Origin of the sequence: Ferroacidibacillus organovorans, assembly GCF_001516615.1 — a bacterium.
Lineage (GTDB): Bacteria > Bacillota > Bacilli > Alicyclobacillales > SLC66 > Ferroacidibacillus > Ferroacidibacillus ferrooxidans_B.
Genome location: NZ_LPVJ01000061.1, coordinates 55,125 through 74,948, shown reverse-complemented (window position 1 = coordinate 74,948; position 19,824 = coordinate 55,125). Strand labels below are relative to the sequence as shown.

Here is a 19,824-nt window from a genome sequence, read left to right as displayed (position 1 = left end):
GGGGGTCTTAGGATGCCAACCAATCGCAAGCCCAATCAAGCTACAGAAGATCTTCGCAAGCACATTCACAATACGCAAGAGAATTACAAACGCACAGAGGAAGTTCTGGCAACACAACCTCTCTCAAGTGACGTCCGCGCCGATCTTGAGGCGCAAAATATGAACCGCGAACAGAGCCTGAACGACTTTAAAGAAGCGCTCTATGACGAGTTGTAACCAACCGTCAACCGTAGATTGGAGCAAAGCGTGACGCACAGGCTGCGCGGGCAGGAGCAGGCAGCTTTCATCCCTGCCCGCAAACTCATCCTTTTTGATGCGCCAAATCATACTTCTGCCGCAACACTTCGTTGCGATGAAGAATGTACCACGCCCCACTGCGCGAACCAATCACTCTGTTTGTCTCAATGTGTACTGGAAATTGATAGAGAATGACGGCTGACGTAAAGAAGATAAAACTGATCCCGGCAAGTGTGAGATGAATCGCAATAAAGCGCAAACGCAAAACGCGAAACTTTGCGTCAAACTGCCAATAAAACGCAAATCCTAAAATGAGCGTGATCAATCCGATAAGGTATGAACTGATAAGAAACCAGAGTCCAAACGTGGCATGCGCAAAATATCCGCTAAGCGCAATCTTGTCCCACGTCGCAATGGTGAAAAGCGCCATCGCGACAAGCGTTGTCAGGACATGCAGTTGAACGATGCGAATTGGATAGGCAATTTTTACGCGAAAGGTATAACCGACAAAAAGAATGGCACCAATCGCCGACGCGATGATCAGCGCAATGTAGGCGTCAAGAAGCATAATATCTCCCCCCTTCCAGGTGAAGCGCATTCTTATTGCACTTCACCCGCAAACGCTCTCTCCTCAATTCAGCGGCGTGAAAGCCGTTTTTGTGCGAAGCCACGTAGATAGTCCATCGACAGGTATCCGCTCTTGGGTCATCGTATCCCGATCGCGGATGGTGACACACCCGTCTTCTTCCGTTTGAAAGTCAACTGTCACACAAAACGGCGTTCCGATCTCGTCATGTCGGCGATAGCGTTTCCCGATAGAGCCTGAGTCGTCATAGTCCACCATAAATTCGGCAGAGAGGTTGTTAAAAATTGTCTGAGCCTGCTCCCCCAATTTCTTCGAGAGCGGAAAGACCGCAGCCTGATATGGTGCAAGCGCTGGATGAAAATGAAGAACCGTGCGCACATCGCCGTCTTCGAGCGTTTGTTCTTCATACGCGTCAAGCAAAACAGCGAGTGTTAAACGGTCTGCGCCGATTGATGGTTCGATACAATACGGTATGAAAGGCTCTTTACCCTCTTCACGCACCGTGAAATCCTCATGTGAAAACGTCTCGTGCTGGCGAAGGTCGTAATCTGTGCGATTCGCCACGCCAAGAAGTTCCCCAAAGCCAAACGGGTACCGATACTCAATATCTGTCGTCGCCTTGCTGTAGTGAGAGAGTTGTTCTTTTTGATGGTCACGAAAGCGAATATTTTCTTTAGAAATGCCTAAAGCCTCCACAAATTGATAACAGTAGTTGCGCCAGTGCATAAACCACTGTTCATCCGTTCCCGGCTCACAGAAAAACTCCAGTTCCATCTGCTCAAACTCGCGCGTTCGAAACGTAAAGTTGCCAGGTGTGATCTCATTGCGAAAACTCTTCCCGATCTGTCCTATGCCAAACGGAAGTTTTTTGCGCATGGTGCGCTGAACATGTTTCATGTTCACGAAAATGCCCTGCGCAGTCTCTGGTCGCAAATAAATTTCACTGCTAGAGTCATCCGTGACACCCTGGTGCGTTTTGAACATCATATTGAACTGGCGAATCGGCGTAAAATCCTGCGCACCACAGTCCTTGCAACGAATCCCGTACTCCTTGATCAGCGCTTCCATTTCGACAAACGGGAGTCCATCCACCAAGCGATCCTCGCCGCGCTTTGCCAGTTCGTCTTCGATCAACTTATCTGCGCGATGCCGCGCTTTGCATGTGCGGCAATCGATCATCGGATCGTTAAAATTGCCCACGTGACCTGACGCCACCCAAACCTGTCGATTCATGAGAATCGCCGCGTCAATCAACACGTTATACGGGTTTTTCTGAATAAAGTAATACTGCCACGCGCGTTTTATATTTCCTTTTAAAAGAGAACCGAGTGGACCGTAGTCCCACGTGTTGGCAAGACCACCATAAATATCAGAACCCGGGAATATAAATCCCCGATGCTTTGCAAGAGAAACCAGTTGCTCCATTGTAACTCCCATATCTTCCTCCAGACGACATGTCACCTATCCGGTTGAGAGATCAACGCCCATGTCCATAATCAAAAAGGCACTACGTCATTATAGCCTTATTAAGAACCAGATTCTATGTTCCCGGCATGGATTGACCAGCATTTACAAAACCGGGTCGCATCCCATCCCGTGTTTGAAGTACAATAGTACCTTGGATGCACAAAATCTTAAGCGTTTTTTAATTCTAATCGGTTACTTTAAAAACGAGGTGGCACTGTGAAAATCATGATCGCAGGCGGCGACGGCTTTTGCGGCTGGCCCACAAGTCTGCATCTCGCTGCGCGCGGGCACGAAATTTTAATTGTGGACAATCTCGTTCGACGCACCTACGACGAGGAATTGAACACACAATCGCTCACTCCGATTGCAAGCCTTGAGGAGCGCGTACGCAGCGTTCGCGAGACAACGCCTTGGGCGATCGACACGCTGATCGGAGATCTTCAGGACTACGATGTGGTCGAACAAGCACTGCGCTCCTTTCAACCTGATGCGATTGTTCATTTTGCAGAACAGCGTTCCGCGCCGTATTCGATGATGGATCGCGAACACGCCGTCTACACTCAAGTGAACAATGTTGTCGGCACACTGAATCTGCTCTACGGCATCAAAGCGGTTTGCCCTGATGCGCATTTGATTAAATTGGGCACCATGGGTGAGTATGGGACACCAAACATCGATATTGAAGAAGGGTACTTGCGAGTCGAACACAACGGCCGCTCTGACGTACTGCCTTATCCTAAACAGCCATTTTCAATGTATCACCTGAGCAAGGTACACGACAGCCACAACATCATGTTCGCCTGTAAAGCGTGGGGGCTGCGCGCCACAGACCTGAACCAGGGTGTCGTGTACGGTTACCAGACGGATGAGACGAGACAAAATCCGCTTTTCGTCAATCGCCTCGACTACGACCATGTGTTTGGCACTGTGTTGAATCGCTTTTGCGCCCAAGCGGTGATTGGCCACGACCTTACAGTCTACGGAGAAGGAGGCCAAACACGCGGGTTTCTAGAGATTCGCGACACGGTCCGCTGTATTGAACTCGCCGCGCTGCACCCGGCGGATCAGGGTGAATTTCGCGTGTTCAACCAATTTACAGAACAGTTTTCCGTGCTCGAATTGGCAAAGCGGGTCGAGGCTGTCGCGCAATCCCTCGGATTTAACACGAAAATTGCGCACCTCGAAAACCCGCGCGTAGAAAAGCAGTCGCACTATTATCATGCAAAACATACAAAATTGCTTGATTTGGGCTTGGAACCACACCTGTTATCGGATACAATGATTACAGAAATGTTACAAGAGGCATATCGCCATCAAGACCGAATTCGCGCTAGTGCATTATTGCCGACCATCACGTGGCGTTAACGCGAGATTGACTCGCAGACGAGCGGGTGTCGCAACGTTTTGAGGAGGGCATCCCGATGAGAATCGCGCTCGTGACAGAAACGTTTCTCCCAGCTACAGACGGAATCGTAACACGTCTCACGCACACCATACAAAGCCTCACGCAAAAAGGGCATGATGTGCGTGTGTTTGCTCCGTCTGGAAGTGTGGCGATGTTTGCCGGTGTAGAAGTCACGAGTTTGCCCGGGTTTCCGTACCCTTTTTATCCTGAAAAGCGATTCTCATGGCCCTTTCCCGCACTCGTAAGGCCCCTGCTCGACGCAAAACCCGATGTGATCCATGCGGTCGGCCCGATTGTGCTTGGCATGGGCGCAGTGCTTATCGCCAAGCGTTATCACATCCCGCTGGTTGCATCCTATCACACACACCTCGCCGTCTATGCCAAGCGCTACAACGTACCGATTCTTGGACCTGTCAGTTGGTTTTATCTACGCAATTTGCACAATCTCGCAGACATCTCACTCGCGACATCGCACGCGATGGTGCGCGAACTGAGCGAACACGGTTTTCGGCGGATGCGATTCTGGCCACGTGGGCTCGACCACACTGCGTTTCAGCCACAGGAGACGCCTGAGAAAAAACGGGCTTGGCCACTTCGCGATGAGCGTTTCACGCTGCTTTATGTCGGACGAATCGCCCACGAAAAAGATCTGCGCGCCATCCTTGAGCCGATGAAACACCTACCGGAGGCGCATTTGCTTCTGGTTGGTGACGGCCCCGCGCGCGCTGAATTAAGCATGGCTTATGCATCTGAGAATGTGACGTTTACTGGTGCGCTTTACGGCCGCGATCTGGCGCAGGCGTATGCCAGCGCAGACCTGTTCGTGTTTCCGTCAGTCACAGAGACGCTTGGACTTGTCGTGATGGAGGCGATGGCAAGTGGCCTTCCGGTACTTGCCACAAAGAGCGAGCCGACACTGGAACTGCTGGGAGGGGAACAAAACGGAGCGTGGTTTGATGGCGCGGAACCTTCCTCGTTTATCGCACAGGTGCGCGCGCTTTCAAAGGACGACAAGCGACTCGCTGAAATGGCGGAGTATGGCGTTTTGCGGGCACGGCACTGGAACTGGGACAGAGCCACAGATGAACTGATTCGCACATATGACGCAGCGATTCGGCTCGCAAAATGGAAGCGTGCTCAACCAGAGCGCCGCGTGGGGGGGAAGCCAGTATGCGCCGATTGACAAACCAGTATGCGAACTTCCTCTTGGTGGGTGTTTCGAGTGTCTTTGTCGATATCGCAGTCCTCAATGGACTCTTGTTGCTATCTCCACACGCGCGCGGCTGGACACTCACGCTTGACAATACGTTGAGTGTCATCGCGGCGATCGTAAACAGCTACCTCTTTAACACGAGAATCACGTTTCGACGCGAGGCCACGGGTCACATGCGACAGCGCGTTCTGTTCTTTTTGCAGGCGCTTTTAAACATCGCACTCAACGACCTGGTCCTCAATCGCATGACTTCAATCGCCCTGCAGATGGGCTTTAAACCGCTTTTCGCAACGAACATCGGCAAAGGGTTCGCCATGCTCGTCGCATCAAGCGTCACCTTTTTCCTGTTGCGTACTGTTGTCTTTGCAAAAAGAGGATCGACAAAAGCCGACCCCACATCGTGCCCAAAAGACTCGCCACTCAAACTTTCGAGTGAGGCAAAAACGTCACGCGCCAAACAAACTCTTTCGCAGACAGGGATTGTTTCGCCTGCTTTGCCGAGCCCCACAATGCGCGATGAAGACCTGACTGCGTCCGATGCGCGCGAAACGCTGCCAGTTTTTGCTGCAGGTAAGCGCTGATGTCATGCGTTTCGTAGGTCAGCTTCATATCGCGAAACGTTTCCTGCTGTTTTCCCCCGCTTGCAAATGTGATGTAATAGAACTCAAATGACTCCTTTTGTTGATCGTAGTGCTTTGCGGCGATTGTCGCCGCCTCGCCAATCGCGCAGTGATCCGGATGTCCACCGCGCTCAGGATGAAACGTGAGGACGACCGTCGGCTTGATCTCTTCAAAAAATGCCACAAGCTCAGAGACCAGTTTGTCGCGGGAGATGATCTCGAGTGTTTTGTCGCGATACCCGAGCAGCCGAATGCGCGATAGATTGAGAGCGTTCGCCGCTTCCTCCAACTCGCGTTCGCGGATCAACCCAATTGACTCACGATCCCCAACGGGCGGAATTCCCATGCGCCGCCCCATCTCGCCAAGCGTCGCGCACACGAGCGTGACATCGGCGCCATGCGCCGCATAACGCGCGAGAATCCCGCCACAGATAAATGTCTCATCATCTGGGTGGGCAAGAACTGCGATGACTCTCTCCCGCATCACGCATCCCCCTTCTCACCGTTTCGTCCCATAGAAAGTGGTTGTGAACTGATGACAAGTGTACGCGCGATCCGCTCCATCTCGTCATACCCCACAAAGAGAACACGGCCATCCTCCACGCGCGCCTCCGTCACATCATCCATGTGAAGAATTCCCTGCTGATCTGCAAACTGCAAATAGATGCGATATACGCCCTGTCCCCGCACGTGATAGCGTTCAAGCGTGACCATGGCGTTACGGATATAAGCGCCTGGGTTAACCTCCATATGCAAAAAAACGGGGGTGCCGCACATCGGGTCAAGATGTGCGGCAATCTTCTTTAGATCCATCACGAAACGCGCAACCTCCTGTCTCCCTGCACGCTCAACACAGAGTCACTTCGCTCAAAATGCAGAGTCATCCATCCTGTCGAGCCACGCGCGCACAGCTCCTGACACCTCTTCAAGACAATTCGGCGCAAAAGGCGACTTAAGTTTTCCGTCGCGCACCAATTCAGTGAATGACACGCTCCCACCTTTGCGCGCAATCGCGAGATAATCTGCAAACGCAGTATCCCGATCTTCAAGTGAACGCTGCCAATACTGAAACGCACACACTTGCGCCAGTGTATAGTCAATGTAGTAAAACGGTGTGCCAAAAATATGCGACTGGATATGCCAGAATCCGCCTTGCTCCAAATACGCATTTCCCGCATAGTCGCGCGATGGCAAGTATTTCTTTTCAATCGTCCGCCACATCGCCTTGCGCATTGCAGGCGTCGCGTCAATATTTGCGTAGATCCAGTGTTGAAACTCATCAACCGCGACACCGTATGGCAGAAAAGAGAGCGCCCCGCTCAAATGGTCAAACTTGTATTTATCTGTGTCTTCCTTGAAGAACAGATCCATCCAAGGCCAGGCAAAAAACTCCATGCTCATCGAAAAAATCTCCGCAGCCTCATACGATGGCCAGTAGTACTCAGGCATCACCTGATCGCGACTTAAAAAAACCTGAAGGGCATGTCCCGCTTCATGCGTCAAAACGTCGACATCTCCAGAGGTGCCGTTGAAATTCGCAAAAATAAACGGTGCTCCATATTGCGGAATATACGTGCAATACCCCCCCGCCGCTTTACCAGGACCCGTCACAAGATCCATCAATTCATTGTCGATCATGAAATCAAAAAAGGCTTTCGTCACATCAGACTGTTCCGCATACATCCGTTTCGCGTGTGCCACCAATTCCTCTGGCGTTCCTTTTGGCGTTGGATTTCCCGTTGCAAAAGAAAATGCTCCATCGTAGTAGTACAATTTATCAAGATGAAGGCGATTCATTTTCCGTTTCGTAAGTTCTTCTACAATGGGTACAATCTCGCGATAGACCTGATCGCGAAACCGTTTTACATCCTCCTGAGAATAGTCTGTGCGATTCAATCGCGCATACGACAGCTCTGTAAAGCTTGGAAATCCAAGTTTCACAGCCATTCCGTGCCGCAGTTTTACGAGTTGATCAAAGATAGAGTCAAACTCCTCTTCATGTTCGGCCATAAACGAAAAGCGCGCTTCACTCGCCGCTTTGCGCAGTTCTCGATCCGGAGACTCCGTGTAAGGCCCAAACTGCGCAAGGTTTAATTCCTTGCCATCAAATGATATCTTTGCAGACGCCACGATCTCCTGATACTTCGTTGTCAATTCATTCTCTTTTTGCAGATCCAAAAGAACCTCTGGCGAAAATGTTTTGCGTTGAAGGTCAGCGAGCAAAAACACACGCCTGCCAAGCATATTCTCAAGCTCTGCACGATGCGGCGATTCGAGAAGCGCATCGTAAAAGGCGGTCGTAAGCGACTGCATCACAGGACCGAATTCGTCAAAAAAATGCTGTTCATCGCGATAAAACTGGCTGTTCGTATCTGTGCTGTGGCGTATGTATACAAGATTAGCCATCGAGTCAAACGCATTGCGAATCGCATTCAAGGCAAGGATTGCTTCACGCGCCTCTGTAGCGCTTTCACTCGCTTTAAACATCTCAAGGCGTTCCTCAAACAGGTGTTTTGTTTCTTCCATGTCGGGCCGTTGATAAAGATACGATGCAAAACCCACGCTCGATCATCCCCCACCTCTAAGTATCTTCACCTCTCATTGTATCTCTACATGCTGTGAAATCATAGTCTTCACAATCGATGCGACGATTTTGCAAAAGGAAAGAGGGGGTGCGACTGTGGCACCCTCTCTCATCTTGATCAATAGACCGGAACTGTCGTGCACTGTGTCGTGTACCCCGGCACAAGCAAGAAGAACAGCACGAAGATAATGAGAAATACAACAGCCCAGCGCGTGTAGCCGCCGAAAACACCCATGATTGATTCCCTCCTGGTGATTGATCTCTACTACACCCTCAATAAATGCAGGACAAATCTCCAACGTACGGGCGCACGCCCCTCTTTGACGCGGTTTTTCATTCGAATCCTTCAGGGCTTGTGCGACATGATTTTTCAAATCGACGCAATCCACTGCATAAAAAAACCCTGCATACGTGATACATGCAGGGTGTAACCATGACGCACCGATCTACAATCATCCCAAAAACGCGCGAAGTTCTTGTGTGAGCGCTGGAACAACCTCAAAGAGATCCCCGACAATCCCATAATCTGCCACTTTAAAAATCGGTGCCTCCGGATCTTTGTTGATGGCGACAATGACCTTTGCGTTTGACATGCCAGCAAGATGTTGAATTGCGCCAGATATCCCACACGCGATATAGAGATCTGGCGTCACCACCTTCCCAGTCTGTCCAATCTGCATAGCGTAGTCACAGTATCCCGCGTCACACGCGCCACGCGATGCCCCGACCGCTGCACCAAGAACACGCGCCAGTTCGCGCAGTGGCTCAAACCCTTCTGCACTTTTGACGCCCCGTCCACCCGAGACGATGATTTTGGCTTCTGTCAGATCAACCCCGCCGCTCACCTTTTTCATTACATCCTTGATGGTCGTCCGCAAATCTCCGCCAAATGATACGTCAAGCTTTTTCGCCGTTTTACTCGCTTGCATAAACTCCGAAACGGGCAGGTTATTAGGCCGGATGGTGACGATGGCCAAATCTCCTGTGATCTCATTTTTTGTAAACGCTTTCCCCGCATACACAGGACGCGTATAGATCACCTGATCATCCTTTGCAGCGATGCCAATCACGTCAGACACCTGTCCCGCCCGATAGAGCGCTGCAATCGCCGGCGCGAGATCGCGACCAACTGCAGAGTGGGCAAACAGCACGGTTCTTGGATTGACCTCATCAACTGCCGCTTGCACCGCCTTGCGATAGAGCTCAGGCTGATACACCTGCAGTCGCTCATCATCGACAACAAGCACCTCATGCGCACCATGCGCAAACAAGGTCTCAGCGAGACTCGAGACATTGTGTCCGCAAAGCAGCGCGGTGACGCGACCACCTTGTGCGATAACCCCTGCGCCATAGAGTGCCTCAAGCGTAACATTCCGCAATGTGGCGCCACGCAAGTCAGCCACAACCAATACGTCTTGCATTGATGATCATCCTCTCTCCATTCATCGCACCACGGTATCGATCACCTTGCGCATCCCAAATCAGATCACTTTGCTCGTCTGTCTCAACTCGCGCACAAGCTCACGGACGCGTTCTGAAGTATCACCCGTCAAGATGCGTCCCGCCCCTTTTTGTGCGGGCATGAAGACCTCCGTCACGGTCACGCGCTTTGTGATTTCATCCCGTGATAGACCGACCTCCTCAAGCGTCAGGCGTTTTACAGGCTTCTTGCTCGCTTTGCGTATTCCCAAAAGCGACGGATAGCGCGGCTCATTAAGCCCTTGCTGCGCGGTGAAGAGTGCCGGGAGTTTAACCTCTACCACTTCTGTGTCGCCTTCTGCGTCGCGCTCAGCCACTGCTGTGGCGCCTTCTATCGTAAGCTTTGTGATCGTTGAAACATGCGGCAGATCGAGTCGTTCCGCGAGGCGAACCGCCACTTGCGCCGAACCGTCATCCACTGCCTGATTGCCCGTTAGAATGAGATCGAAAGGATGTGTTTTGATCACCGCTGCCAGAACTTCAGCCACTGTAAACTCGTCCCCAAACGCGGCAGGATCATCGACGATCACTGCGTCATCCGCCCCCATCGCAAGCGCTGTCCGCACCGCCTCTTCGACGCGCGCGGGCCCGATTGTTACAATCGTCACATTTCCGTCCGTTGCTTCCTTGATCTTCAGCGCTTCTTCTATTGCATACTCGTCATATGGATTGATGACCCACTGCACGCCTTCTTCACTTATCTTCCCATCCGCGAGCGCAATTTTGGCCTCTGTGTCAAAGGTTTGTTTCATGCACACGATCACATTCACAACCGATCACTCCCTATCCTCTTGATCGTATTCGCGGTTTCCCGCAAGTCCAGTCACGAGAACATCAAACACAGGGTCAACGAGCGCTGTCAAATCATACTTTGCGCCTGTAAAGATCCACGCGTTAACGGTCTCATCAATCGTGCCAAAGATCATGCGCCGGGCAATTCGCAGATCCAATTTTTTGCGCATTTCGCCACACGAAACGCCCATCTCAACGATGCGTGCAATGGTTTGCTGATAAGGTCGCATGATCTCAGCGACCTGTGCGCGAATTCCAGGATCTGCCTGTCGAATATGAACCTGCAGCACGGTTGCAAGCGCTGGGTTTTGACCGAGCGTCTGAAAGTGCGCATCAATGAGCTTATGCAGTGCTTTAAGCGGTTCTGGGTGATCGCCTTCAAGCAGCGTAGAGAGCGTGACAATCTCTCCAATCGTCTCGCGCAAAATGGATACGAGAATATCTTCCTTGTTCTTAAAATAGAGATAGACCGTTCCGTCCGCTACTCCTGCCACGCGCGCGATGCGAGCCACTTGCGCACCGTGATACCCAGACTCTGCCATCACTGCCACAGCCGCCGCAAGGATTGTCTGATATTTCGCTCCATCTTTTCGTTGCGCGATCCGCTCCACCTCCGCTCTTCCCAAGCATTTCGAATGATTGTTCATTCATTATTGTAGGTAGGCATTGCCCTCTTGTCAACGGTTTCAAAGAGAATGAAGCAAGGTTGATCCATATCTTCTGGCAAGCAATACACATCTTTTAACATCACGAAAAACCCGGCGATCCACAAGGATCACCGGGTCTTATTTTGCATTCATCCGACGCAAAAACTAAATGGGTCAAGCTTTGGATTGGGGATCAAACGCATCGCGCAACCCATCACCGATAAAGTTAACCGACAAGATCGTTAAAAGAATCATGATTGCTGGAGGCATCCAAGCATAAGGTTCCGTTTTCAGTGAGAGATAGTCTGAGTAAGAGTTGAGCATTCCACCCCACGATGGAGTGGAAGGTGGAACACCAAGTCCAAGATACGAAAGAGCTGCGTTAATACCGACATATCCAGCAATACTAAAGCTCGTCAGGACCACAAGAATACTAGTTGAATTTGGAAGCATGTGACGAAAAATAATACGCCACGTGCTGCATCCAATCGTACGCGCCCCAACGACATAATCTTGCTCTCTTATCTGAAGAAATACACCACGCATAAATCGCGCTGTACCCGGCCACGAAGTGATACTCACGACAAACACAAGCATCCACATGTTAGATGTGTTAAAAATAGCCTCAAGCACTAAAACGAGGGAAATAAAAGGGAAATTCAGCATGATATCGACAAACCGCATCAACAGATTATCGACCCAGCCTCCAAAGTAGCCGGAAATCCCTCCATAAATTACACCTAGAATGATTTGGACGATCGCTGCGGAAAAAGCAATTGTCAAATCAGTTCTTCCTCCGTAAAGCACGCGTGCAAGATTATCATAACCAGAACCATCCGTTCCCAAAGGATGGAGCGCCGTAGGTGGCGAATCCGTATTCATAATGTCAGGTGTACTCGGCGAAAAATGTGTAAAGAGGGGAGCTGCAATCGTTACAAAAATGATAAGGCTCAGAACGACAAGACCAAAGACTGCGAGGGGGTTTCTAAAAAACCGTTCTATAGAAAGTCGTGTCGGAGATTTACTTTTTACAAGCTTTGTTTGTTTAAGCGTAGATGACTTTCTTTCAACAACAGTTCCAGAAGTCAAACGTTACATCCTCCTTTCTTTAAAAGGCAAATTGAGCAATGCTTTTAATTGTATCTGATTCGCGGATCAGATATCGCCAATAAAATATCCGCCACGAGATTTCCAATGAGAACAGTTACGGCAAAAAGTAATGTAACCCCAAGAATCAAGGGATAGTCTCGATTCAACGTTGCATTAATTGAAAGTTCCCCCATGCCTGGCCAAGTGAAGATTTGCTCAAGAATGACTGCTCCACCAAACAATCCACCAATATCAAAACCAAACTGTGTCATCAATGGAATGATTGCATTGCGAAGAACGTGGCGAAAAAGAATTCTGCGCCCCCGCAAGCCCTTGGCCTTCGCAGTTCGAATAAAATCAGAAACGATTAATTGTAGCGTATTTCCTCGTGTGAGCCTTGTGTAATACGCCATCGATGGAAGTGCCAAGGAAAGCGCTGGAAGCACCAAATGAATTATGCGATCACCGAGCGAGCCTGACCAAGGTACAGCTGGTGTGACCGTCCCACTCGATGGCAACCAATTGAGTGTAAACGAGAAGATAAAGATCAAAAATAATGCGAAGATGAAGCCGGGAATCGAATAAAATAAAACTGCGATAAAACTAGTCCCAACATCAAATGGTTTGTTTGCGCGGTTTGCTTGTAAAAGACCAATGGGAATTGAGAATGCTAATATCAAAACCTCTGCAGTAATTGCAAGTTCCAGCGTATTGGGTAGATACGTCGCAATCAATTGACTGACTGGTAATTGATAAGAATAAGAAGTTCCAAGATTACCATGCAAAACGTTTCCAATCCAATCGAAATACTGAACAACAATATTTTGATTGAGTCCATTTTCAGCCATAAGTTTTTTATAAAGTGCCCCGCCGTTTTTGATATGCGGGTTAAAAAGCATTGCCTGAAACGCGTTACCTGGCATCATGTGCGCAAATGCAAAAACAATAACCGTTATTACAAAAAGCGTAGGGATCAGCCCGAGAACCCTTCGTACAATGTACGTCAGCACAAATTTGCCTCCCCGTCAGTCCTGATAAAAGAAGGGGTGCAGATTTCACACCCCTCTTTGAAGAGAGAAATCAAACGCTTAGTTGAGATACCATCTGTTTGGATACAGCGCACCGTATGGCGAGAACACGACACCGTGAAGGTTCTTGTTATACGCCGTGATCGTGTCATCCATAGTCAAGAAGTTCTCAGGAAGTTGTTGGTTGAGCAAGACTTGCCACTGATTGAGGATCTTTTGACGATACGGAATGCTGAATGCGGCAGCCGAGTGTTGCAGGTGAATCAATTTGTCATTCAATGCAACCGCAGGATCTTTTGTATTCGTCCAATCGATCGTTGTCGCGTTTAAGTTATCCGTTGACCGCCAGAGGCCACGCGGATCTGGATCTGTGCTCAAGTTCCAGCCTAGGAAGAAACCTTGAATGGGTTGTTTGCCGTTTGCATCGTTCCCCAACTGGCTGATGATCGTGTTGAAATTGATCGGCGGAAGAATTTTTACGTTAATGTGAACCGCATTCAAGAACTGTTTCAAGAAAGTCGCTTCTGTCGCAATCACGCTGTCTCCAGAGGAAATCGTGATCGTCGGGTTGAATGGACGACCTCCCGGTGTTGTACGCCAGCCATTTTTAATCGTAAAATGCGCTTCATTGAGAAGTTTGTTTGCCATCGCAGGGCTGTAAGGATACGTGTTGTTCAATGCTTTGTTGTACCAGAAGTTGATCGGAGGCAACGGACCGTTTTCTGGTTTTCCATAACCTTTGTCAATCGCCTGAACAAGCGCCGATCGATTGATTGCATACTCAACGGCTTGACGGAATTTCACATTAGAAAATTCTTTTCCATACACCGAGTTATTCAGGCGCCAACCAAGATAGCTAAAACCATTGGATGGTTGAATGCTGAGTGCCAGATTCGGCACTTGCTTGATTTTATTCACATCTTTTGCCTGGATTCCGGCCATAGTTACTTGACCTGATGCCAGATCACCATCTACAACATCAGGAGAAATAACCTTCCAAATGTTGTAAGCGATATGCGGTTTGCCAAAAAGGTAATACGGATTCGCTTTTTGAGTGATGGATTGCCCAGGAACAATGGATACGTTGACAAACGGGCCACTTCCTACTGACGGCATCTTGTTAAATGCAGAATTCTTCCACTGTGACATCGGAATTTTGCCAAGTACATAATATGGCAGCGGATCAATCCCAGCCCATTGCGAAGAAAGCACAGCCGCGTCAGGCGTTTTCATGGACATCGAAAATTCGCGTGGTCCGAGAATCTTAAATCCGGAAGGTGTCGTGCCATCTGGTAACGGATTAGCTGCGCCTACAATGTTTTGCACAAGGTAGCCATATTGACCTTGATAGGTGTCGTTGTACGATTTTGACGCGAGCCAGTCAACACCGAGTTCGACATCCTTTGATGTGATGTAAATGCCGTTTGACCAACGCGCTTTTGGATTGATCTGGAAGTAAATGGTTTTCTTGTCAGGGGAAAACCAATACTTTTGAACAATGTCCGGAGTCAATTGGCCGTTTTGATTAAACTGCAATAAAGGATCGAATGAATACGCGTCAGCCGTCGCTGTATACAGTGAAGAATCCATGAACGGAATGAGATTCGCGCCAAATGCCGTTGGGAAAGTCTGTACGAGCGTTCCGCCATTCGGAATTGCCGCATGCTTTACGACATGCTTTGCGGCGTGCTTTGTTGCGGCAAGCGCGCTTGCGCCGGCGAGCCCTGCCAACAGGCTAGAAAGTGTTACAACAGCTGCAGCCGAAAACATGGCTGTGTGTTTTTTCATCGGTATTACCCCCTTTTCATATGCGCCTTTGCGGCGTGAAGCATTTTGCCCTGTGCCTTACGCGTACAGGTGGCAAGCCACGAACTGGCCTTCACCGTATGCAGCAAGCTCAGGTCGCTGACTCTTGCACACATCCATCACCTTGGGACAGCGCGTGTGAAATGCACAGCCCGAGGGTGGATTGGCAGGACTCGGCACATCTCCTGCGAGCACGATGCGGTCACGGGTTACGTTTCGCTTCGGCTCGGGCGCCGCAGAGAGCAGCGCCTGCGTGTACGGGTGGAGCGGCTGGTTATAAAGTTTCGCCTTGTCGGCAAGCTCAACCATCCGTCCGAGGTACATCACTCCCACGCGATCGCTGACATGTTTTACGACAGCGAGGTTGTGAGAGATAAACACATAAGAGAGTCCAAACTCCTTGCGGAGGTCAGCCAACAGGTTTAAGATCTGCGCCTGAATCGAAACGTCCAAGGCAGAAACAGCTTCATCAGCGACGATCAGCTTGGGCTTTAGGGCGAGCGCTCGCGCGATCGCAATCCGTTGCCGCTGACCACCAGAAAACTCGTGTGGAAAACGCAGACGCGCCTCCGGGGAAAGACCCACAACCTGAAGCAAGCGTTCCACTTCATCGCGAATCTGTTCGCGCGTCCCCTTCTTGTTGACAATCAGCGGCTCTGCGACCAATGTGCCGACACTCATCCGCGGATTCAGGGATGAGTAAGGATCCTGAAACACCATTTGAAAATCCTGGCGCATCTCACGCAATGCGCGGCCTGAGAGTTTTGTGATGTCGTGGCCGTCAAAGCGAATGGTCCCCGCCGTGGGATCCAGGATCTTCATGATCACGCGACCTGTCGTCGATTTGCCACAACCAGATTCGCCGACAAGTCCCAGCGTCTCACCCTTGCGCAACGTAAATGAGATATCGTCGACCGCTTTAACTGCACCGATCGTCCGCCGAAACACACCACCCGTAATCGGAAAATATTTTTTCACACCCGAGAGTTCCAAAAGAACGTCACTCTGCGCTGTGCGGTTTGTATCCATCTGCTGTTCCGCGACACTCATACAGATCCCCCCTCTCCCCTAACTTCTTTCTCGCAGCGCGGTGAATCAAGAAGCGAAACACGGTCCGCTGCAACCGCTTACGCACCTTTTCACAGCCTTTGCTCGCACACTAGACCGCAAGCGTGCAGCGCACACTATGTCCTGGGCGCAATTCGCGCAGTTCAGGCATCTTCTCACGGCACGACGACTCTGCAAGCGCACAGCGATCCGCAAAGCGGCAACCCTCAGGGAAGTTTGCCGCGCTCGGCACGGTTCCCGGAATCGCTGTCAGCCGCTCGCGCTCTTCGTCGATTACCGGAATTGATTCAAGCAGCGCGCGCGTATAGGGGTGCAGCGGCTCTGCAAACACAGCATCGGCAGATCCTGACTCGACAACCTGTCCGCCGTACATGACAACCATATCGTCCGCCATTTCAGCGATGACGCCAAGATCGTGTGTAATCATGATGATCGCCGTCCCAGTGCGATCCTTGAGTTCACGCATCAAATCGAGCACCTGCGCCTGAATCGTCACATCAAGCGCCGTTGTCGGCTCATCCGCGATAAGCAGTGTCGGCTGGCAGGCCATTGCCATCGCGATCATCGCGCGCTGCCTCATTCCACCTGACAACTGGTGAGGGTACTCATTGACAATTTGTTCGGCGCGCGGAAATCCGACATTCTTCAAGAGTTCCACCGCATGCTTTCTGGCTTCAGCTTTATTCATTCCGCGATGACGCGTTAAGACCTCACCGATCTGCTCGCCGACCTTTAACACAGGATTGAGCGCGGTCATCGGCTCTTGGAAGATCATCCCAATCTGATTCCCGCGAATGTTTGTCATTTCTCGCTCCGTGAGCTTCAGGAGATCCTTCCCGTCAAGGAGAATCTCCCCATCGACAATTTGCCCTTGCGGCCCTGGCACGAGACGCATGATCGATAGAGAGGTCATGCTTTTGCCACTGCCTGACTCTCCAACGATTCCCAAAACCTTGCCTCGCTCGACCGAGAAATCGACACCGTCGACCGCCCGAACGCGACTCGTTCGACTGATAAAATGCGTTTTCAAATTGCGAACTTCAAGCAATGGCGTCGACACGGGGCACCCCCTGCAATTTGACATTTACGCTGCATGATTCCTGGCAGAGAGGCGAGCAAGGAACGCTTGGGGATTTAAACCAATTCCCTTACAAATTCTCCACACCAAAGACACAAAGACTTAACAAACACTACAAAATACATATAGGAGACTTGCCCAAAAAAGTCAATGCCTTCGTGAAATCCGGCAATAAATATACGAATAGCAGTGATTATCGCGTCGCTTCTTGAATATTACGCTAACACACACCGATCTTAATGCGAATGAAAAATATGTGTAAAAAGATTGTAACTGTATACGAGATGAATCTAAATGTCCACTCCACACGTACATAAAAATGCATAAAAAACCGCCCTAAAGAGCGGTTTATACAAATCAGGTGTGCCTTTGCAACGTGTATCATCGCTATCGCACAAACTGTATTATTTCACCAGCCAACGCTTGAGCTATTGCATCATCCGCGCGCCGCCGATCGTGCGTCTTTGTCGGCTTGTGCGCCAATATCGAGACGCAAAGAGTCGGGAACACTCGGTACTGACTCAAGCCGCACAATTTCTGCGAGCGAGATGTTGTTTAACACGGCAGAAATCGACTCGTAGAGACGAAGCCACACACTACGCGTGTGACAACGTGACGCTTTTATGCAAAATTCTTCTGCGACAGCATCTGCGTCTCCAACACACGCCATGGGTGCAAGGTTGCCTTCTAGAATTTGGATGAGTTGCCCCATGGAAATCTCTTCGGCAGGCTTTGTCAGTCGATATCCACCCGCTGCCCCGCGCACACTCTGAACAATGCCTTCCTTGCGGAGACTGCCAAAGATCTGGTCGAGAAACGCCTCGGGAATCTCTTCAAAGGCGGCGATCTCGCGAAGCGGTACGGCACGCCCCGAATGATTCGACATATCACAAAGCGTGACAATCGCCCGTAATCCATATTCTGTTCTCATGGACACTTTCACACCGTTCACTCCTCGCTCTGCTGGTGTGTTTCTGCATGACCAGAGATTCCGCCAAACCACGAGCAAACCTTTTTAATTACACCTCAAGCATTACCTGTCCGTCCACGACGGATGTCCGATACGTCTTGAGTCCGGTCACAGCCGGAAATGCGACTGCTTTCCCTGTCCTCGCGTCAAACTTTCCGCCGTGCTTTGGACAGCAGATGATGTTGCCTTCTAGCCAACCGCCGCTCAAACTGACAAGCGCGTGTGTACAAATGTCACTCGTTGCAAACACACCGTCTTCAAGACGCACCAAAAGAATATCCTTTTGATCAACCGTCACTTTACAGAACGACCCCACTTCGAGTTCGTCAAGCCGCTTGACAGCCACTGTACGCATTAACCAATCGAACCTTCCATCTCAAATTTGATGAGGCGGTTCATCTCAACCGCGTATTCCATCGGCAACTCTTTCGTAAATGGCTCAATAAAGCCCATAACGATCATTCGCGTGGCTTCCTCTTCAGAAATTCCCCGACTCATCAAATAAAAGAGCTGCTCTTCACTGACGCGCGACACGGTCGCTTCATGCTCAAGTGTCACAGAGTCATTCAAAATTTCATTGTAAGGAATCGTATCAGACGTCGATTCCTTGTCAAGGATCAGCGTGTCGCACTTGATGTTTGACTTGGAGCGGTGCGCGTCCGGCGAAAAATGTGCCAAACCGCGATACGTTGTCTTGCCGCCGTGTTTGCTGATTGACTTTGAAATGATCGTCGACGTGCAGTCTGGCGCTGCGTGAACAACCTTTGCCCCGGCATCCTGGTGTTGCCCAGTTCCTGCCACCGCAATCGAGAGCACTGTCCCTTTGGCGCGTGGTCCGAGCATATAGATCGCAGGATACTTCATCGTCAATTTTGACCCGATGTTGCCGTCAATCCACTCCATCGTCGCGTCTTCATACGCAACCGCCCGCTTTGTCACGAGATTGTAGATGTTTGGAGCCCAGTTTTGAATCGTCGTGTAACGCGCCCGCGCACGATCTTTCACAATGATTTCAACGACGGCGCTATGCAGTGAATTCGTGCTGTAGATCGGCGCGGTGCAGCCTTCAACGTAGTGCACAAAACTGTCGTCATCCGCGATGATCAGCGTCCGCTCAAACTGCCCCATGTTCTCTGAGTTGATGCGAAAATACGCCTGAAGCGGCACTTCACAGCGCACACCTTTTGGTATATAGATAAAGCTTCCGCCGCTCCAGACTGCCGAGTTGAGCGCCGCAAACTTATTGTCCTCAGGCGGAATGATCGTCCCAAAGTAGGATTTAAAAATCTCCGGATGATCGCGCAGCGCCGAGTCGGTGTCCGTGAAGATGACCCCGAGATCGGAGAGTTCCTTTTGCATCGAATGGTAGACAACTTCTGATTCATACTGCGCTGAGACACCCGCCAAGAACTTGCGTTCCGCCTCAGGAATTCCCAGTCGATCAAATGTGTTTTTGATCTCTTCCGGGACTTCCTCCCACGTTTTTCCCTGCCGTTCAGACGGTTTTACATAGTAGGTGATATCATCAAAATCGAGTTCCCCGAGATCTCCGCCCCAATTTGGCATCGGCTTGTTGTTGAAAATCTCCAGAGAGCGCAAACGAAAATCGGTCATCCAGCCCGGCTCATTTTTCATCGTCGAGATTTCCTCGACCACTTTCTTGCTAAGTCCCTTGTTAAAGCGAACGACCGATACGTCCTTGTCGACAAATCCATACTGGTACTCAGAGAGTTCCGGCACCTGCTGACTCATCGT

Annotated in this window: 19 protein-coding genes and 1 pseudogene; 4 read left to right on the top strand and 16 right to left on the bottom strand. The window is 50.4% G+C overall.

All coding sequences use genetic code 11. The annotated features are described in order from the left end of the window. The first annotated feature begins 12 nt into the window (after positions 1-12). A complete protein-coding gene (locus ATW55_RS13605) occupies positions 13-216 on the top strand; it encodes a hypothetical protein (RefSeq protein ID WP_067718934.1) in 204 nt (67 codons plus the stop codon). 85 nt (positions 217-301) lie between these two features. Here ATW55_RS13605 and ATW55_RS13600 read toward each other — a convergent pair whose 3' ends face one another. Both ATW55_RS13600 and ATW55_RS13595 read right to left on the bottom strand, forming a co-directional pair. Continuing rightward, positions 302-805, bottom strand: a complete 504-nt coding sequence (locus ATW55_RS13600) for a hypothetical protein (RefSeq protein WP_067718930.1) — start codon at positions 803-805, stop codon at positions 302-304. Positions 806-868: 63 nt separating this feature from the next. Next, complete coding sequence (locus ATW55_RS13595; RefSeq protein WP_067718927.1) at positions 869-2,260, bottom strand: glycine--tRNA ligase; 1,392 nt, start codon at positions 2,258-2,260, stop codon at positions 869-871. A gap of 246 nt (positions 2,261-2,506) precedes the next feature. Here ATW55_RS13595 and ATW55_RS13590 point away from each other — a divergent pair, with 246 nt between their 5' ends. The 3 genes and pseudogenes from ATW55_RS13590 to ATW55_RS16900 all read left to right on the top strand — a co-directional run. Further along, positions 2,507-3,655 (top strand): NAD-dependent epimerase/dehydratase family protein, encoded by a 1,149-nt coding sequence (locus tag ATW55_RS13590; RefSeq protein WP_067718924.1) that lies wholly within the window; start codon positions 2,507-2,509, stop codon positions 3,653-3,655. A 56-nt stretch (positions 3,656-3,711) separates the two neighbouring features. Further along, positions 3,712-4,878, top strand: a complete 1,167-nt coding sequence (locus ATW55_RS13585; RefSeq protein WP_067718920.1) for a glycosyltransferase family 4 protein — start codon at positions 3,712-3,714, stop codon at positions 4,876-4,878. Then, positions 4,821-5,261, top strand: a pseudogene (locus ATW55_RS16900) (GtrA family protein); the annotation flags it as partial. The gene ATW55_RS13585 and the pseudogene ATW55_RS16900, both read left to right, overlap by 58 nt. A gap of 67 nt (positions 5,262-5,328) precedes the next feature. Here the strand turns inward: ATW55_RS16900 and ATW55_RS13575 are convergent. The 14 genes from ATW55_RS13575 to sufB all read right to left on the bottom strand — a co-directional run bounded on the left by ATW55_RS13575 (position 5,329) and on the right by sufB (position 19,821). After that, positions 5,329-6,012: a PIG-L family deacetylase gene (locus tag ATW55_RS13575; protein WP_067718913.1), complete on the bottom strand. Its 684-nt coding sequence runs from the start codon at positions 6,010-6,012 to the stop codon at positions 5,329-5,331. Beyond that, the gene (locus ATW55_RS13570) at positions 6,012-6,341 is read right to left on the bottom strand and encodes a DUF1806 family protein (protein WP_067718909.1); all 330 of its coding nucleotides are present in this window, start codon (positions 6,339-6,341) and stop codon (positions 6,012-6,014) included. The genes ATW55_RS13575 and ATW55_RS13570 overlap by 1 nt, the downstream gene beginning before the upstream one ends. A gap of 54 nt (positions 6,342-6,395) precedes the next feature. Further along, a complete protein-coding gene (locus ATW55_RS13565) occupies positions 6,396-8,090 on the bottom strand; it encodes a M3 family oligoendopeptidase (RefSeq protein ID WP_067718904.1) in 1,695 nt (564 codons plus the stop codon). Between the two features lie 474 nt (positions 8,091-8,564). Next, entirely contained in the window at positions 8,565-9,533 is a 969-nt protein-coding gene (locus ATW55_RS13560) for an electron transfer flavoprotein subunit alpha/FixB family protein (RefSeq protein ID WP_067718900.1), read from the bottom strand. 60 nt (positions 9,534-9,593) lie between these two features. Beyond that, on the bottom strand, positions 9,594-10,361 hold the full coding sequence (locus ATW55_RS13555; RefSeq protein ID WP_067718897.1) for an electron transfer flavoprotein subunit beta/FixA family protein: 768 nt from the start codon (positions 10,359-10,361) through the stop codon (positions 9,594-9,596). 6 nt (positions 10,362-10,367) lie between these two features. Then, positions 10,368-10,994, bottom strand: coding sequence for a TetR/AcrR family transcriptional regulator (locus tag ATW55_RS13550; RefSeq protein ID WP_235587137.1), 627 nt, complete (start codon positions 10,992-10,994; stop codon positions 10,368-10,370). Between the two features lie 210 nt (positions 10,995-11,204). Then, positions 11,205-12,119 carry an oligopeptide ABC transporter permease gene (gene opp4C, locus ATW55_RS13545; protein ID WP_067718894.1) on the bottom strand — a complete coding sequence of 305 codons (915 nt, stop codon included), beginning with the start codon at positions 12,117-12,119 and terminating at the stop codon, positions 11,205-11,207. Positions 12,120-12,163: 44 nt separating this feature from the next. Next, on the bottom strand, positions 12,164-13,129 hold the full coding sequence (locus ATW55_RS13540) for an ABC transporter permease (protein WP_067718891.1): 966 nt from the start codon (positions 13,127-13,129) through the stop codon (positions 12,164-12,166). Between the two features lie 78 nt (positions 13,130-13,207). Beyond that, entirely contained in the window at positions 13,208-14,935 is a 1,728-nt protein-coding gene (locus tag ATW55_RS13535; protein WP_067718887.1) for an ABC transporter substrate-binding protein, read from the bottom strand. A 57-nt stretch (positions 14,936-14,992) separates the two neighbouring features. Beyond that, positions 14,993-16,003 (bottom strand): ABC transporter ATP-binding protein, encoded by a 1,011-nt coding sequence (locus tag ATW55_RS13530; RefSeq protein ID WP_272867088.1) that lies wholly within the window; start codon positions 16,001-16,003, stop codon positions 14,993-14,995. Between the two features lie 109 nt (positions 16,004-16,112). Beyond that, the gene (locus ATW55_RS13525; RefSeq protein WP_067718883.1) at positions 16,113-17,081 is read right to left on the bottom strand and encodes an ABC transporter ATP-binding protein; all 969 of its coding nucleotides are present in this window, start codon (positions 17,079-17,081) and stop codon (positions 16,113-16,115) included. Between the two features lie 454 nt (positions 17,082-17,535). Further along, a complete protein-coding gene (locus tag ATW55_RS13520) occupies positions 17,536-18,042 on the bottom strand; it encodes an RrF2 family transcriptional regulator (RefSeq protein ID WP_082685861.1) in 507 nt (168 codons plus the stop codon). 76 nt (positions 18,043-18,118) lie between these two features. Beyond that, complete coding sequence (locus ATW55_RS13515; protein WP_067718879.1) at positions 18,119-18,424, bottom strand: Rieske (2Fe-2S) protein; 306 nt, start codon at positions 18,422-18,424, stop codon at positions 18,119-18,121. Further along, a complete protein-coding gene (sufB, locus tag ATW55_RS13510) occupies positions 18,424-19,821 on the bottom strand; it encodes a Fe-S cluster assembly protein SufB (RefSeq protein WP_067718875.1) in 1,398 nt (465 codons plus the stop codon). Before sufB ends, ATW55_RS13515 begins: the two co-directional genes overlap by 1 nt. Positions 19,822-19,824: the final 3 nt, after the last annotated feature.